The organism is Ruminococcus sp. OA3 (assembly GCF_022440845.1).
Taxonomy (GTDB): Bacteria; Bacillota; Clostridia; order Lachnospirales; family Lachnospiraceae; genus Ruminococcus_G.
The window spans coordinates 2,919,359-2,934,934 of sequence record NZ_JAKNTO010000001.1 but is presented as its reverse complement, the minus strand read 5'-3'; the positions used below and the strand labels follow the sequence as shown (position 1 = coordinate 2,934,934).

The following is a 15,576-nucleotide window of genomic DNA, read 5'->3' as shown; positions in this document are numbered from 1 at the left end:
TCACTCTAAAAGAGGGATTGTGGTGGAAATTATAAAGATTATAAAATTATACAGGTGTTACCAAAAAACGAGAGGGGAAATATGAGAAAACTTGCTTTAAGTGATGAAATATTACTAAAAATTGAGAAGCCGGCCCGCTATATTGGGAATGAGATAAACTCGGTAAATAAAGACCCCGAAAAGGTTGATGTGCGTTTTTGCATGTGTTTTCCGGACGTGTATGAAATCGGGATGTCACATCTTGGAATTCAGATTCTGTATGATATGTTTAACCAGAAAGAGAACATCTGGTGTGAACGGGTTTATTCACCGTGGCCGGATCTGGACCGTATGATGCGGGAGAAGAATATCCCTCTTTTTGCACTGGAATCACAGGATCCGGTCAAAAAGTTTGATTTTCTGGGAATAACCATACAGTATGAAATGTGTTACACGAATATTCTGCAGATACTGGATCTGAGCGGTATTCCGCTCGGGGCAAAGGAGAGAACCTGGGATGACCCGATCGTTATCGGAGGAGGTCCGTGTACGTATAATCCGGAGCCTCTGGCCCCGTTTTTTGACTTGTTTTATATTGGGGAAGGAGAAACTGTTTATTTCCCGCTGCTGGATATTTACCAGACCTGCAGGAAAAATGGTGAGTCAAGAGAGGAATTCCTGAAAAAGGCAGCCTCGGTGCCGGGCATCTATGTCCCTTCGATGTATGAAGTTTCGTATCAGGAAGATGGTACACTGGCAGCTTTTACGCCGCTGTATGACGGAATTCCGGAGATTGTGGAAAAACAGGTTGTCATGGAGCTTTCAGACACCTATTATCCTAAAGCGCCCGTTGTACCGTTCATTAAAGCTACCCAGGATCGTATTGTACTTGAAATACAGCGGGGATGTATCCGTGGATGCCGTTTCTGCCAGGCGGGCATGATATACCGGCCAACCAGGGAACGGGATGTTGAATATCTGAAAAATCTCGCCAAAGAACTGCTGAAAAATACAGGACATGAAGAAATATCTCTGAGTTCACTGAGCTCCAGTGATTACTCAAAACTGCAGGAACTTCTGGAATTCCTGATCGAGGAGTGCAGCAGGACGAATGTCAATATTTCGCTTCCTTCTTTGAGAATTGATGAATTCTCACTTCAGGTCATGGAAAAAGTTCAGGATGTAAAGAAAAGTTCGCTTACTTTCGCACCGGAGGCAGGAACACAGCGTCTGCGTGATGTTATCAACAAGGGACTGACAGAAGAGGACATTCTGGATGGAGCAGCTACCGCATTTAAGGGTGGCTGGAATAAGGTAAAGCTGTATTTTATGCTGGGACTTCCGACCGAGACGGAGGAAGATCAGAAAGGAATCGCACATCTCTCAGAAAAGATAGCGGAGCGGTATTATGAGATTCCGAAAGACAGAAGAAATGGGAAATGCCAGATAAATGTCAGCACATCTTTTTTTGTGCCAAAACCATTTACCCCGTTTCAGTGGGCGGCGATGTGTCCGCAGGAAGAATACCTGAACCGGGCAAAGACAGTGCGGGAAGAGATCCGCGCACAGCTCAATCAGAAGAGTATAAAATACAACTGGCATGAGGCGGATGTGACGGTATTGGAAGGACTGCTTGCGCGTGGAGACAGACGCTGTGCAAAAGTCATACAGAAAGCTTATGAGAAAGGCTGCATTTTTGACGCCTGGAGCGAATTCTTTAATTACGGAAACTGGCAGGAGGCTTTTAAAGAGACAGGCCTGGATCCTGATTTTTATACAATGAGGGAACGGTCAGAGGATGAAGTATTCCCCTGGGATTTTATTGATGCAGGTGTTTCCAGGGAGTTCCTGCTGAGAGAATGGAATCTGGCACTGTCAGAAAAAGTGACGCCAAACTGCAGAATACAGTGTTCGGGATGCGGTGCGAATGTTTATCAGGGAGGAGTCTGCATTGAAAGTAAGGGTTAAATTTGAGAAAAAGGGTGCGATGAAGTTTATAGGACATCTGGATATGATGCGTTATTTTCAGAAGGCGATCCGGCGTGCAGGGATAGATGTCGCTTATTCAGAGGGCTTCAGCCCGCATATGATCATGTCATTTGCTGCACCGCTCGGTGTTGGAGTGACCAGCAGCGGGGAATACTTTGATATGGAAGTGAGGACGCCAATGTCAACTGCAGACTTTGGACGGTGTTTCAATGCCGTGATGGCAGAAGGTATCAGGGTGATGAGTGTCCGTGAGATTCCGGACCAGAAAGCCAGCAAGGCAATGTCGCTGGTGGCTGCCGCAGATTATTATGTGGATTTCCGGGAAGGCCGGGAACCAAAACAAAATTACAGAGAACTGATCTCCGGATTTATGGCACAGCCTTCCATCATAGTGATGAAAAAAACAAAGCGCAGTGAGCAGGAGACGGATATTCGTCCCTTGATTTACCGGTTTGAATTGATAGACGGACGCATATTCATGCAGCTTGCAACCGGAAGTGTTCATAATCTGAAACCTGAGCTGGTGATGGAAACATTCTATCATTATATTGGTGAAGAAGTTATACCGTTTGCGTGGATGGTCCACCGGGATGAAGTCTATGCAAACACAGGAGACGATCAGCATTTGAAACTGGTAACTCTGGAAAGTCTGGGTAAGATCATTGGGTAAGAAACTGATACTGACCGGCTTTTCCATTTACGATACGAAATGCCGGGTTATGGCGGTTCTGGATGAAACCGGAGTTTTGGAGCTTCAGGTTCATCCACTGGAGGACGATACCATTCTGGGCAATATTTACATTGGAAAAGTAAACAAGGTGATGCCGGAAATCAAAGGTGCTTTTATTGATATCAAACCTAATTTCCCGTGTTATCTTTCACTGGATGAGTGTGAAACCAGGGGCCTGAAGGCAGGAGATGAACTTTTAGTGCAGGTGGAGCAGGAGGCATTAAAATCAAAGGTGCCAAAAGTTACAGTCAATCTGAATCTGGCTGGAAAATTCATGGTAGTTACGCTCGGAAGAAAAGAGCTGGGGATCTCTTCCAGGCTGGACAGGGATGTACGCCGCAGTCTGAAAAAATGGATGGAGCCATATAAAAGAGAGGACTGTGGTATTATCATGCGCACCAATGCCGCAGGTGCTTCTGAAGAAGAGATACTGAAAGAGTTATCCGAACTGTACCAGAGGCTGGATACTGTATTGTTAAAAGGCCGGACACGGACCTGCTACTCACTGGTAGAACAGGCAGTCCCATATTACATCCAGGAACTGAAAAATCTAAAAGATGGAGAACTCGAAAAGTTTATCACAGATATTCCGGAAATATATGAAAGTATTAACAGTTATCTGACTGAATATCAGCCTGGAAGTTCACGAATGCTGCAGTTCTATGAAGACAGGCTGCTTCCTCTGCATAAGCTTTTTTCGCTGGAAAGAGAAGTCTCGAATGCCCTGAGGCAGAAAATCTGGCTTAGGAGCGGGGGCTTTCTGGTGATTCAGCAGACGGAGGCATTTGTTGCCATCGATGTAAACAGCGGAAAATACAGCGGGAAAAAGAAGGCTTCTGAAACTTACCGGAAAATCAATCTGGAAGCAGCCAGAGAGATTGCCAGGCAATTGCGTATTCGTAATTTATATGGTATTATTTTAGTTGATTTTATTAATATGGATAATCCGGATCATCAGGATGAGCTGCTGCATGTGCTGTCAGCCTGCTGCAAAAAAGATCCGGTCAAGACGAATGTCATAGATATGACACGTCTGCAGATAGTAGAGATCACGAGAAAAAAGACCAGGAAATCCCTGCACGAACAAATCAGTACATTAAGAGGTGCCAAGGAGGGCGACGTATGAACAAAGTTGCGGTTGTTACGGACAGCAACAGCGGTATAACACAGAAGGAAGCGAAGGTACTGGGGATCAGTGTCATTGCCATGCCTTTTTTTATCAATGGACAGATTCACTATGAGGACATCGATCTGACACAGGAACAGTTTTATGAACACCTTGCAGATGACATTGATGTATCAACATCACAGCCGTCACCGGGAGAAGTGATGGAACTGTGGGACAAACTGCTGAGAGAATATCATGAGATTGTTCATATCCCAATGTCGAGCGGACTCAGCGCGACCTGTGCGACGGCGACAGCGCTTGCGTTGGAGGATACTTACGCGGGGAAAGTGCATGTTGTTGATAACCAGAGGATATCAGTGACACAGCGCCAGTCTGTCATGGATGCACTTGAACTGGCTGAGGCGGGTATGACCGGCGCGCAGATTAAAGAAATTCTGGAAAATGAGAAGTTTCAGTCAAGTATCTATATTATGGTTGATACGCTGAAATATTTGAAAAAAGGCGGACGCATCACCCCGGCTGCAGCTATGATCGGCACAGTTCTGAATCTGAAACCGGTGCTGCAGATTCAGGGAGAAAAGCTGGACGCATATGCAAAAGTGCGCGGCCAGAAGCAGGCAAAAAAGACCATGCTGGATGCCATGAAAAAAGATTTTGACACCCGCTTTCTGGATGCAGCAGTCAGAAAAGAGATGCACCTGGCTGTTGCTCACACGGCAAATGAAGACGAAGCCATACGTTTTAAGCAGGAAATTGAAGAAGCATTTCCTGACATTGATGTGATCGTTAATCCTCTTTCTCTGAGCGTTGCCTGTCATATAGGCCCTGGATCACTGGCGATTGCCTCCTCTAAAAAAATGGACCGGGGTTTTAAATGCTGAAAAAGAAAATCCCGGATATGGATCTGAAGCAGATTGCGAAGTCAGGACAATGTTTCCGGATGGAGGAAAAACAGGAGAAAATTTATTCTCTTGTGGCTTCAGGGCGGTATCTGGAAATCGGGCAGGAAGGAGATCTGTTTTCTTTTTCGTGTTCTGAGAGGGATTTTCAGGAGGTCTGGGAAAAATATCTGGATCTGCATACGGACTATGGGATAATAAAAGCATCTGTTGACCCCGGGGATCCTTACCTTACTGAAGCCGTAAGGTTTGGATGGGGGATAAGAATACTGAGGCAGGACTTATGGGAAATGATCGTTACTTTCCTGATATCCCAGAACAACAATATCACCAGAATCAGAAGAAGCGTAGATCTTCTGTGCAGAAAACTGGGGGAGGACCGGACTGCGGAGAACGGAACACAGTATTACACCTTTCCGGGCCCGGAGGCCATTGTGCAGGGCAATATGGCGGTTTTGAAAACACTGGGACTTGGATACCGCGACAAATATATTTACCGTACAGCCAGGGCTGTCCTGGAAGGAAGCCTGAACCTTGAAGATCTGAAGCCTGCGGATTATGAAACCGCGCACAAAAAGCTGACAGAGCAGTATGGTATTGGCAGTAAGGTGGCGGACTGTATTTGTCTGTTTGGCCTTTATCATATCGATGCGTTCCCGATTGACACCCATATAAAAAAAATTCTGGAGGTTCATTATCCACAGGGATTCCCCCATGATAAATATAGCGGATACGGGGGAATCCTGCAGCAGTACATGTTCTACTATGATCTTAACGAAAAACTGCGCAGAATTGAGAGGATCGTTGTTTAAAAAGGGTGAAAAAATGAAAATATCAGGAAGAATTTCTTGACGAAAAGACACGCCTGTGGTATTATCATAGAGTATGCCGCACAGAGAGGTTATAAGTGTTTTGTTTCAGAAACCACCATATCTGGCGAGTAATGATAATAGGAGGTGCCATATGTACGCAATTATTGCAACAGGTGGTAAACAGTACAAAGTAGCCGAAGGCGATATCATTAGAGTGGAAAAACTTGGTGCACAAGCGGGTGAAACTGTTACATTTGATGATGTACTTGCAGTGAACAACGATGGTTTAAAAGTTGGTTCCGATGTAGCAAATGCAAGCGTAACTGCTTCTGTCGTTGAGAACGGAAAAGCTAAAAAAGTCGTAATCTATAAGTACAAAAGAAAAACTGGTTATCACAAGAAAAACGGTCACAGACAGCAGTTTACAAAAGTTAAGATTGAAAAAATCAACGCTTAATTTTTGAATTGTTATGATTGAGATTACGGTTTTTGTGAACAATAACAAGTGTATCGGTATTGAATCTAAAGGACATGCAGGCTTCGGCGCATATGGCAATGACATTGTATGTGCAGCGGTTTCGGCATTGACGATCAATACGCTGAATTCCATCGAGACGTTTACGGAAGATCATTTCGAAGGCGGGCAGGATGATGGATATCTGGAATTTCATCTGACACAGCCGGTGAGTGACAGAGCACAGCTGCTGCTTGATTCTCTGGTGTTGGGTCTGGAAGAAATCCAGAAGAATTATGGAAATAAGTTTATAGAGATAACAACGAAGGAGGTGTAAGGACATGTTGAAAATGAACCTTCAGTTATTCGCACATAAAAAAGGTGTTGGTTCTACCAAGAACGGCAGAGATTCTGAATCCAAGAGGTTAGGTGCAAAAAGAGCCGATGGACAGTTTGTAAAAGCAGGGAATATCCTTTACAGACAGCGCGGAACAAGAATTCATCCAGGTGTGAATGTAGGACGCGGTAAAGATGATACACTGTTTGCATTGACAGACGGTGTTGTAAGATTCGAAAGAAAAGGAAGAGATAAGAAACAGGTTTCTATCGTTCCAGTATCAGAGTAATGCTTAAGGCTTCAAATCACATCGGTTTGAAGCCTTTTTATCTATTCCCACAGAAGTGGAGGAAAATATGTTTGCAGACAGAGCGAAAATAATCATCCGGTCAGGAAAGGGCGGAGACGGTCACGTGAGTTTCCGCAGGGAGCTTTATGTACCGAACGGAGGACCGGACGGCGGTGACGGAGGAAAGGGCGGAGACGTCATTTTCGAAGTTGACGAAGGTCTGAATACCCTGACGGATTATCGACATAAAAGAAAATTCTCTGCACAGAGCGGAGAAGAGGGCGGCAAACGCCGCTGCCATGGAAAAGATGGCGCCGATATTGTATTAAAAGTTCCGGAAGGAACAGTGATTATGGAAGCAGAGGGCGGAAAAGTCATTGCGGATATGTCAGGAGATAACAGACGTCAGGTGGTACTGCGCGGAGGCAGGGGCGGAAAGGGTAATATGCATTATGCAACAGCCACGATGCAGGCACCGAAGTATGCACAGCCGGGTCAGGATGCACAGGAACTTGAGGTGCGTCTGGAGCTTAAGGTCATTGCGGATGTCGGGCTGATCGGATTTCCAAATGTGGGTAAGTCCACACTGTTGTCACGCGTGACGAACGCACGCCCTAAAATAGCAAATTATCATTTTACAACGATTAACCCGAATCTCGGTGTGGTGGATCTGGATGGATGCAGCGGTTTTGTCATAGCTGATATTCCGGGGCTGATCGAGGGAGCGTCGGAGGGTGTCGGACTCGGGCATGAATTTCTCAGGCATATTGAGCGCACGCGCGTTATGATTCATGTGGTGGATGCAGCATCTACGGAAGGACGGGATCCCGTAGATGATATTTATAAGATTAACGAAGAGCTCAGAGCTTATAATCCGGAAATTGCTGAACGTCCTCAGGTTATTGCAGCCAATAAAACAGATGTGATCTATGCGGATGATGAGAATCCGCTGGAACGCCTGAAGAAAGAATTTGAACCACAGGGTATTTCAGTCTTTCCGATATCCGCTGTCAGCGGACAGGGAATATCGGAACTTTTGTATCATGTACAGCATATGCTGGATAACATTGAGAAAAAACCGGTAGTATTTGAACAGGAATTTTTCCCGGAGGATGTGCTTATTACAGAGAACCTGCCGTTTACCGTGGAAAAAGCTGAAGACGATGCACATACTTTCATTGTGGAAGGGCCAAAGATTGAAAAAATGCTTGGTTACACGAATCTGGATTCTGAAAAAGGTTTTGCATTTTTCCAGAAGTTCCTGAAAGACGGAGGAATCCTGAAAGAACTGGAAGCTGCCGGAATTGAGGAAGGCGACACTGTTCGGATGTATGGTTTTGAGTTTGATTATTACAAATAGGAGTAAGTATGACAAGTAAACAAAGAGCTTATTTAAAGGGCCTTGCCATGACGATGGATCCAATCCTGCAGATCGGAAAGTCAACCCTGACACCCGAAAATACTTCATCTGTGGCTGAAGCTTTGGAAGCACGGGAACTGATCAAGATCAACGTGCTGAAAAACTGTATGGATGATCCGAAAGCGATCGCTCAGGTACTGGCGGAACGCACACAGTCAGAAGTTGTTCAGGTGATTGGCAGAAAAATCGTACTTTACAAAGAGGGTAAGGATGACAGGAAAAAGATTGAGCTGCCCCGGAGATAAAGAATATGCAAAAAGAACAAAAAATCGGTATCATGGGAGGAACCTTTGATCCGATTCACGTTGGACATTTGATTCTGGGTGAAACTGCATACGAACAGTTTGGTCTGGAAAAAGTTCTTTTTTTGCCGGCAGGTAATCCGCCGCATAAGAAGAACCGCAGAGGCCGTGCGACTGACGAGCAGCGGGTGGAGATGGTTGCACGTGCGATCTCGGATAATCCTCATTTTGAATTATCGCTTGTGGAGATGAATGAGGATGGCTACACGTATACTTTTAGAACACTTGAACGGCTGAATGAAGAATACCCGGAAAATGAGTATTATTTCATCATTGGTGCGGACTCGCTGTTTAATTTTGAGACCTGGAAAGAACCAGAAAGAATCTGTGCGGCGGCTAAAATTGTTGTTGCGACGCGGGACCACACAATGGATGAAAAAATAGTTGCTGAGATGAAACGTCTTTCGCAGAAGTACAGCGGCAGTTTTCTGAAGCTGGACAGCCTGAACATTGATGTTTCATCTCAGATGCTGCGCTCATGGATTGAGGAAGAACGTACGATAAAGTATTATGTACCGAACCGGGTAATTGATTATATCTATGAAAACCGGATTTACCGGTAGGTAATAAGAGGTGACATCGTGGCAGAACAAAAGTATGATTTAATAAAGCTGGAAAGAAAATTGAAAAACCATCTGGACCGCCAGCGTTTTCAACATACGACAGGCGTTATGTACACGGCCGTATGTATGGGCATGGTTCACGGCGGAGATCCTGTTAAGCTGCAGCTCGCGGGGCTTTTGCACGACTGTGCAAAGTGTATACCGGATGAAAAAAAACTGCGGTTATGCGGAAAATACGGAATTACGGCATCTCACTATGAGATGACGCATCCATACATGCTGCATGCAAAACTTGGCGCACATCTTGCGAAAAAAAAGTTTGACATCCGAGACCCGGAAGTACTTTCCGCTATTACGTGGCATACTACGGGAAAAGCGGCTATGACGGTACTGGAAAAAATCATTTATATTGCAGATTACATTGAACCCGGGCGATATAAGGCCCCGCGGCTTGATGAAATCCGAAAAATGGCGTTCAGAGATTTGGATGAATGTATGTATATGATACTTCATGACACGCTGGCGTATCTGAAAACAGTTGAAAAAGAAATCGATACTGTTACAGAAAGTGCATATGAGTATTATTGCAATCTGCATAATCAGGGATAAAGGAGAAAATTAAATGACGGGAAAAGATATGGCAAGAACAGCCTGCCTGGCATTGGAAGATAAGAAAGCAGTGGATATCAAAGTGATCGACATTGAACAGGTGTCTACACTTGCTGATTATTTCATTATTGCAAGCGGTACGAACCGCAGTCAGGTTCAGGCACTGGCTGAAAATGTAGAAGAGATGCTGGAGAAAGCCGGAAGTCGTCCGAAACAGATCGAAGGTTACCAGAATGCAAACTGGATTTTAATGGATTACGGTGACCTGGTGATACACATTTTTGATGAGGAAAACCGTTTATTCTATGACCTGGAAAGAATCTGGAGAGACGGAACTTCTGTATCTGTAGCTTCTCTGGAAGATTGATGAAGAGAAGCTGTTTTGTAAAACGAGCATAAAACGAAAACACAGGAACAATGTATGCGGATCCTTCGAAGATGTCCGTTCACTTTGCACCTGTGTTTTTATTTTTTATCAGGATTTCATAAATCTCATCACGCCGACTACTTTTCCAAGGATTTCAAGACCTTCTTCTACGATGATAGGCTCCATATCATCATTCTCAGGCTGCAGGCGGTAATATCCGTTTTCTTTATAAAATGTTTTGACGGTTGCTGAATCGTCGATCAGAGCGACAACCATGTTTCCGTTGTCAGCTGTGTGCTGGCTCTGCACCAGCACGTAATCTCCGTCGAGGATACCTGCGTTAATCATACTTTCACCATGAATTTCCAGAATAAATGCGTCAGATTTCGGCATATGTTCTGCAGGAATCGGAAAATAATTCTCAATATTTTCAACCGCAAGAATAGGTTCACCGGCAGCCACACGCCCTACGACAGGGACATTGACCATTTCACAGCGTGCTGTGTTGAAATTATCGTCCAGAATCTCGATTGCACGTGGTTTGGTAGGGTCTCTGCGGATATAACCGTTCTTTTCCAGTGTTTCCAGATGGGAGTGAACGGAGGATGTTGACTTCAGATTGACGGCCTCGCAGATTTCACGGACCGCAGGCGGAAATCCGCGGTTGATAATCTCACTTTTTATGTAATCGAGGATTTCCTGTTGTTTTTTGCTTATCTTACCATAGGCCATATACACTGCCCTCCATGTTTTTTATTACTTTTATCATAGCATATAAGCTCACATATTGCAAACAGATATTCGGAATGTTTGTTCGAAAAACGCCTTGACAAACATTTGTTCTGGGTAGTATAATAACCATACAGAACAAATGTTTGCGAAAATATGTTCGCATGAACTCGTACAAATGAGGGAGGCCATCACATGAAGAGGAGAAGGCGTACAAGAAACAGAAGAAGAATCCAGTTGACCGTGACAGCGGTATCCTTCCTGATACTAAGTGCGGTACTGATTCAATTCAGCGCAGATAAAATTGGTGCGCAGAGTGATATTTCCAAGATTACTTATAAATATTATACCAGTCACTATGTTGAGCGCGGGGAAAGTCTGTGGAGTATTGCACAGGAGTATATGACAGATGAATATAGATCAGTTGAGGCGTACATTTCTGAAATTCAGGACATCAATGGACTTCACGGGACAAAACTTCAGCAGGGAAGTCATATTTGCGTACCCTATTATTCATTGAAACATAACTGATTTTTCTGTTTATCTCACATTAATAATCCGGACATGGCGCATGGGTTGCATAATAAAATTATGTGAACTTGCAGGCGAGTGTCCGGGTTATCTTTATAAGATAAACTTTAGGATCAAAAAGAATATGACTGGTACCAGCAGAGCCGGAAGCATATTCAGCGTCTTGCAGTCTTTGATTTTAAGGATCCCCAGACCTGACGCGGCAATTAAAAACCCTCCAACGATTGTAACCTCCGCCATAAGGGAATCAGTAAGAAAATTCTGTAGGTATGTGGCACACAGATAGATCAGACCCTGCCAGCAGAATAAAACAGGCGCTGCAAGTGCCATGCCGATTCCGTATGTGGAAGCGAGCACTGTGGAAGTGACAAAATCAAGAGTTGCATTCGTAAAAAGAAACGTGTGATCCCCGTACAGGGCGCTCTGTATTGGACCCAGAATAGAAAGACTGCCAATGCAGTAGAGCAGGATTCCGGTAGAAAGACCCTGGCTGAGTTCGGATTTTCCGAGACGTCCGACCAGCTGGTTGAATTTACCATCGATATTGAGAACCGTACCAGCCAGACAGCCGAGCGCAAGGCTTACGATAAAAAGAACAGGGTAGCTGCTGTCTGACATATTTCCAACAATGGAATTGATACCAAGCCCTACGGCGGCAAGCCCCATGGCATTGTACAGAGCCCCCTGGTATTTTTCGTGGATTCCTTTTTTCAGCGCACTTCCGAGAACACTGCCAAGGAGGATAGTTCCTGTGTTTACGATTGTACCTATCATAGTGATTCCTTTCTTTCGCGTGATATATCTGTCTGTTAAAAGAATAAACCTTCCAGCAAGGGGAGAGTCAACAATGATTGCACAATTTCTTAAAGTTTTCAGTCGCTTTGCATAGCATGCCTGTTATTCGGAAGGTATAACGGGAATCTGAATTTCTGTGACAAACTGATCTACGTCATCGGTCATTCCGTCATCAATCAGGGTGATCTCAACGGAATTGCCGAAGATGCTGAGATTGCAGTTTTTCATGTGTTCCAACAGCTTCGAATAGTATAACGAAGATTGTGTGTGTGTTCCGGGAAAACGGATAGTAAGATACATTCCAGCGGGCAGAGATGCATCCGGATGTCTGTGGTCTTCCGGTTCCAGCATCAGAAAGATGCCGGAAAAATTCGAGAAGTCAGAGCTGCGGATGGATGTTTCTGAGATGGAAACACCAATTTTTCCAAGGAATATACCAGATTGTATCCGGCAGGCTTTTTCAAGTTCGCGTATGGGATATTCCAGATCATCTGTCACGGGGAATTCTTTTTTGAGGAAAAAAACAGGACGCTCAGGATACGATTTCAGCAGTATACTGTCCAGAGTGCAGTTTTTCGCATCTTCAATCTGGCTGATCCTGGATGATAATTTTTTCTCTATAGTCTGCAGTCTGTGCATCTGTATCTGAATCTCTTTCTGCTGAGATCTCAGGATCTGTATCATTGTATCTGTGTCTTTGCACTGAAAGAAATAGGAAATTCGCTCCAGAGGTATCTGCAGTGCTCTCAGGTATAAAATCGTGTTAAGGCGTTCAAACTGCCGGGTAGAATAATAGCGGTAACCGGTTTCTGCGTTGATTTTTTCCGGTTTTAAAAGTCCGGTTTCGTCATAATATCGCAGAGTTTTTGCATTTATATCAAACATTCGTGCAACTTCACCGATACTGAATAGATCTTTCATACGTGTGCTCCTGTTGCGGTAAAAAGAGTACCGGCTTTGCCGCCTTTGATGATCTCGTACATTGAAGCCGGATTTTTACCATTGGTTACTATTGTATCAATTCCCTGAGAGGTTGCAAGTGCTGCTGCCTGAAGCTTTGTTTTCATGCCACCGGTTCCGCGCCGTGATCCGGCTCCACCGGCTAAAGAGTGTACATTCTCATCGATTTCAGTAATAGATTCGATCAGTTTTGCATCTGGGTAAAGGCGAGGATCCCTGTCATAGAATCCATCGATATCGGAAAGTATAATGAGCTTGGATGCTCTGCATAAAACAGCAACAACGGCGGACAGCATATCGTTGTCACCAAACAGCCGCTCTTCCGATTCAATTTCGGTATAACTGACCGAATCATTTTCATTGACGACCGGGATAATTCCCATGTCAAGAAGGGTGTCAAAAGTACTTATCAGGTTTTCTTTCTTTTCTTCGATTTCGATATCTTCTGCGTTCAGTAAAATCTGAGCAATGGTTTTATCGTAGTCATTGAAAAATTTATCATACAGATACATAATACTGCACTGTCCGACAGCGGCTGCCGCCTGCTTCATACGCATGGTGCCAGGCTGTGCTTTCATACGCAGCTTGTTTTTACCTGCCGCAATCGCGCCTGAAGAAACAAGGATGATCTCATAGCCCATATTTTGAACGTCAGATAATACGCAGGAAAGGCGGTCAAAAGACCGCAGGTCATTTTGTCCCAGATCATTAGTCAGAGTTGAAGTTCCAACCTTAACAACGATTCTGTTATGATACAGTCCCATAGGATACCTCCATAATGATCGGAATATGCCCGGTGAAAGGCAAAAATTCCTGAATGATTTGTGAAGTTTTCAGTTTCATATATCCGGTTGTCGTGCCGTCGCTGCACTTTTGTACCCAGCATTTCTTCCATGCAGTCTGCCGGTGTAACTGAAACACGTGATATATGAAATTTCGTTTATATAAAACATATTTCGCTGAGTCCTTTCCTGTCAAATTGTAAAAAAGTCCTTGTAAATGAGATGTATATAATGTAGCATAAATACAAGGATTACAAAAGCGAATATTTATCATGAATAGCATGACAAAATAAGATGGATTGGAGGATAGATTTTGGAACTCAATATACAAAAGCATTTGGCGTTCATAAAAACAGTGGAATACGGGAGTTTCACGAAGGCGGCAGAGATCCTGAGTTATTCTCAGTCGGGTATCAGCCGTATGATACATGATCTGGAGCGTGAGTGGAACGTTTTACTGTTGGAGAGAGGGCGGTCCGGGGTCCGGCTGACTTCTGACGGAATGAAGCTTCTGCCGTTTGCAAAAAGTGTATGTGAGGAGTATCAGAAGCTGCAGGTTCAGGTCAGCAGATTAAATGGTCTGCAGTCCGGTCTGATCAGGATAGGAACATTTTCCAGTGTAGCTACACATTGGATTCCAAAGATTATCAGGGAATTTCAAAAAGACTATCCTGATATCGATTATGAATTGTTGTTGGGCGATTATACGGAAATTGAGAACTGGATCGCGGAGGGGAGAGTAGACTGTGGATTTGTCAGGCTTCCTACACTTCCGGAGTTTGAGACTGTTTTTTTGGATCAGGACAAGCTGCTTGTGGTATTGCCTGAAGATCATCCGCTGGCAGACTGTGATTATTTTCCGGTGGGGGCGCTGTGCGGGGATCCCTTTATGCTGTTGGAAAAAGGTGCAAAGACTGAAGTATCAGAAATATTTGAGCGTTGTGGGATAACCCCGAAAGTTCGTTTTACAACCTGGGACGACTATGCGATTATGTCTATGGTAGAGAGCGGACTGGGTATCAGTATTCTGCCGCAATTGGTCTTGCAGCGTGTCCCGTACAGGATCGTAATAAAAGAACTGGAGATACCTGCCTATCGAAAGATTGGACTTGCGATGCGGGATAAAAAAAGTGCACCGCTTGCAGTGAAACGGTTCCTGGATTATATTGACTGCCGGCTTTAAAATCAGTTTATTACTATCCGGAAGGTGTCAGTGATCCGGACTGTTGGGTACTGCGTTTTACTGCCGGCAGGGGTTGGTTCTACAGTAATTTTAGTCAGTAGATTTTGAGATAGAATAGAGGATTGAGGTATGGAGTGGAAAGATAAGAAATGCCGCTGCCGTTGGGCAAACCCGAAGAATGAGCGCTACATAAGATATCACGATGATGAATGGGGTGTTCCGGTCTATGATGACCAAAGGCTGTTTGAGATGCTGGTTCTGGAATCCTTTCAGGCAGGGCTGACGTGGGAGTGTGTTCTCAATAAACAGGACGCTTTTCGGAAGGCGTTTGATGATTTTGATTTAGAAAAGGTCTGCACTTATGATGAGGCAAAAATGGTTTCCCTGCAGAATAATTCTGATATCATCCGAAACAAACTGAAAATTAAGGCAGCAGTGAATAATGCCAATGTATTCAAAGAGATACAAAATGAGTATGGAAGCTTTTCAAATTACCTCTGGCACTGGACAGAGGGAGAGGTAATCTATGAGAAAGGGTTGGCGAATTCCAGTCTGTCAGATGCTGTTTCCAGTGACTTGAAAAAGCGTGGCATGAAGTTTGTGGGAACAACAATCATTTACGCGTACATGCAGGCGGTCGGGATCATCTATTCCCATGAGGAGGGCTGTTTTCTGGAACACAAAGAATGTTACAAAAAAAGATAGAAAACGATTGAA

Annotated in this window: 20 protein-coding genes; 16 read left to right on the top strand and 4 right to left on the bottom strand. The window is 44.3% G+C overall.

Annotated features, from left to right (window positions below; genetic code table 11):
- The first annotated feature begins 81 nt into the window (after positions 1 to 81).
- The 13 genes from MCG98_RS13210 to rsfS all read left to right on the top strand — a co-directional run bounded on the left by MCG98_RS13210 (position 82) and on the right by rsfS (position 9,879).
- Positions 82 to 1,947: a TIGR03960 family B12-binding radical SAM protein gene (locus MCG98_RS13210; RefSeq protein WP_240302410.1), complete on the top strand. Its 1,866-nt coding sequence runs from the start codon at positions 82 to 84 to the stop codon at positions 1,945 to 1,947.
- Entirely contained in the window at positions 1,931 to 2,638 is a 708-nt protein-coding gene (locus MCG98_RS13205) for a TIGR03936 family radical SAM-associated protein (protein WP_240302409.1), read from the top strand. The genes MCG98_RS13210 and MCG98_RS13205 overlap by 17 nt, the downstream gene beginning before the upstream one ends.
- Positions 2,631 to 3,824, top strand: a complete 1,194-nt coding sequence (locus MCG98_RS13200; protein ID WP_240302408.1) for a ribonuclease E/G — start codon at positions 2,631 to 2,633, stop codon at positions 3,822 to 3,824. Before MCG98_RS13205 ends, MCG98_RS13200 begins: the two co-directional genes overlap by 8 nt.
- On the top strand, positions 3,821 to 4,708 hold the full coding sequence (locus MCG98_RS13195) for a DegV family protein (RefSeq protein WP_240302407.1): 888 nt from the start codon (positions 3,821 to 3,823) through the stop codon (positions 4,706 to 4,708). Before MCG98_RS13200 ends, MCG98_RS13195 begins: the two co-directional genes overlap by 4 nt.
- Complete coding sequence (locus tag MCG98_RS13190) at positions 4,702 to 5,538, top strand: DNA glycosylase (protein ID WP_240302406.1); 837 nt, start codon at positions 4,702 to 4,704, stop codon at positions 5,536 to 5,538. Before MCG98_RS13195 ends, MCG98_RS13190 begins: the two co-directional genes overlap by 7 nt.
- Positions 5,539 to 5,689: 151 nt before the next feature.
- Positions 5,690 to 5,995 (top strand): 50S ribosomal protein L21, encoded by a 306-nt coding sequence (gene rplU, locus MCG98_RS13185; protein ID WP_240302405.1) that lies wholly within the window; start codon positions 5,690 to 5,692, stop codon positions 5,993 to 5,995.
- A gap of 13 nt (positions 5,996 to 6,008) precedes the next feature.
- Positions 6,009 to 6,329: a ribosomal-processing cysteine protease Prp gene (locus MCG98_RS13180; protein WP_275891335.1), complete on the top strand. Its 321-nt coding sequence runs from the start codon at positions 6,009 to 6,011 to the stop codon at positions 6,327 to 6,329.
- A 4-nt stretch (positions 6,330 to 6,333) separates the two neighbouring features.
- Positions 6,334 to 6,618: a 50S ribosomal protein L27 gene (rpmA, locus tag MCG98_RS13175; protein WP_240302403.1), complete on the top strand. Its 285-nt coding sequence runs from the start codon at positions 6,334 to 6,336 to the stop codon at positions 6,616 to 6,618.
- A gap of 67 nt (positions 6,619 to 6,685) precedes the next feature.
- Positions 6,686 to 7,978: a GTPase ObgE gene (gene obgE, locus MCG98_RS13170; protein ID WP_240302402.1), complete on the top strand. Its 1,293-nt coding sequence runs from the start codon at positions 6,686 to 6,688 to the stop codon at positions 7,976 to 7,978.
- Positions 7,979 to 7,986: 8 nt separating this feature from the next.
- On the top strand, positions 7,987 to 8,283 hold the full coding sequence (yhbY, locus tag MCG98_RS13165) for a ribosome assembly RNA-binding protein YhbY (protein ID WP_240302401.1): 297 nt from the start codon (positions 7,987 to 7,989) through the stop codon (positions 8,281 to 8,283).
- A 5-nt stretch (positions 8,284 to 8,288) separates the two neighbouring features.
- The gene (gene nadD / locus MCG98_RS13160; RefSeq protein WP_240302400.1) at positions 8,289 to 8,903 is read left to right on the top strand and encodes a nicotinate-nucleotide adenylyltransferase; all 615 of its coding nucleotides are present in this window, start codon (positions 8,289 to 8,291) and stop codon (positions 8,901 to 8,903) included.
- Positions 8,904 to 8,921: 18 nt separating this feature from the next.
- The gene (gene yqeK, locus MCG98_RS13155; protein ID WP_240302399.1) at positions 8,922 to 9,512 is read left to right on the top strand and encodes a bis(5'-nucleosyl)-tetraphosphatase (symmetrical) YqeK; all 591 of its coding nucleotides are present in this window, start codon (positions 8,922 to 8,924) and stop codon (positions 9,510 to 9,512) included.
- A gap of 13 nt (positions 9,513 to 9,525) precedes the next feature.
- Positions 9,526 to 9,879, top strand: coding sequence for a ribosome silencing factor (rsfS, locus tag MCG98_RS13150; RefSeq protein WP_240302398.1), 354 nt, complete (start codon positions 9,526 to 9,528; stop codon positions 9,877 to 9,879).
- Positions 9,880 to 9,987: 108 nt separating this feature from the next.
- Here rsfS and lexA read toward each other — a convergent pair whose 3' ends face one another.
- The gene (gene lexA, locus MCG98_RS13145; RefSeq protein ID WP_240302397.1) at positions 9,988 to 10,611 is read right to left on the bottom strand and encodes a transcriptional repressor LexA; all 624 of its coding nucleotides are present in this window, start codon (positions 10,609 to 10,611) and stop codon (positions 9,988 to 9,990) included.
- Between the two features lie 192 nt (positions 10,612 to 10,803).
- Here lexA and MCG98_RS13140 point away from each other — a divergent pair, with 192 nt between their 5' ends.
- Positions 10,804 to 11,139, top strand: coding sequence for a LysM peptidoglycan-binding domain-containing protein (locus MCG98_RS13140; protein ID WP_240302396.1), 336 nt, complete (start codon positions 10,804 to 10,806; stop codon positions 11,137 to 11,139).
- 93 nt (positions 11,140 to 11,232) lie between these two features.
- Here MCG98_RS13140 and MCG98_RS13135 read toward each other — a convergent pair whose 3' ends face one another.
- The 3 genes from MCG98_RS13135 to proB all read right to left on the bottom strand — a co-directional run bounded on the left by MCG98_RS13135 (position 11,233) and on the right by proB (position 13,658).
- Positions 11,233 to 11,913: a DUF554 domain-containing protein gene (locus MCG98_RS13135; protein WP_240302395.1), complete on the bottom strand. Its 681-nt coding sequence runs from the start codon at positions 11,911 to 11,913 to the stop codon at positions 11,233 to 11,235.
- 123 nt (positions 11,914 to 12,036) lie between these two features.
- Positions 12,037 to 12,855, bottom strand: coding sequence for a MerR family transcriptional regulator (locus MCG98_RS13130; protein WP_240302394.1), 819 nt, complete (start codon positions 12,853 to 12,855; stop codon positions 12,037 to 12,039).
- A complete protein-coding gene (gene proB, locus MCG98_RS13125) occupies positions 12,852 to 13,658 on the bottom strand; it encodes a glutamate 5-kinase (RefSeq protein WP_240302393.1) in 807 nt (268 codons plus the stop codon). Before proB ends, MCG98_RS13130 begins: the two co-directional genes overlap by 4 nt.
- 331 nt (positions 13,659 to 13,989) lie before the next feature.
- Between proB and MCG98_RS13120 the strand changes: the two genes are divergently transcribed.
- Together MCG98_RS13120 and MCG98_RS13115 are read left to right on the top strand one after the other, a co-directional pair.
- Positions 13,990 to 14,859 (top strand): LysR family transcriptional regulator, encoded by an 870-nt coding sequence (locus MCG98_RS13120; RefSeq protein ID WP_240302392.1) that lies wholly within the window; start codon positions 13,990 to 13,992, stop codon positions 14,857 to 14,859.
- A 129-nt stretch (positions 14,860 to 14,988) separates the two neighbouring features.
- Positions 14,989 to 15,564 (top strand): DNA-3-methyladenine glycosylase I, encoded by a 576-nt coding sequence (locus tag MCG98_RS13115; RefSeq protein ID WP_240302391.1) that lies wholly within the window; start codon positions 14,989 to 14,991, stop codon positions 15,562 to 15,564.
- Positions 15,565 to 15,576 lie beyond the last annotated feature (12 nt).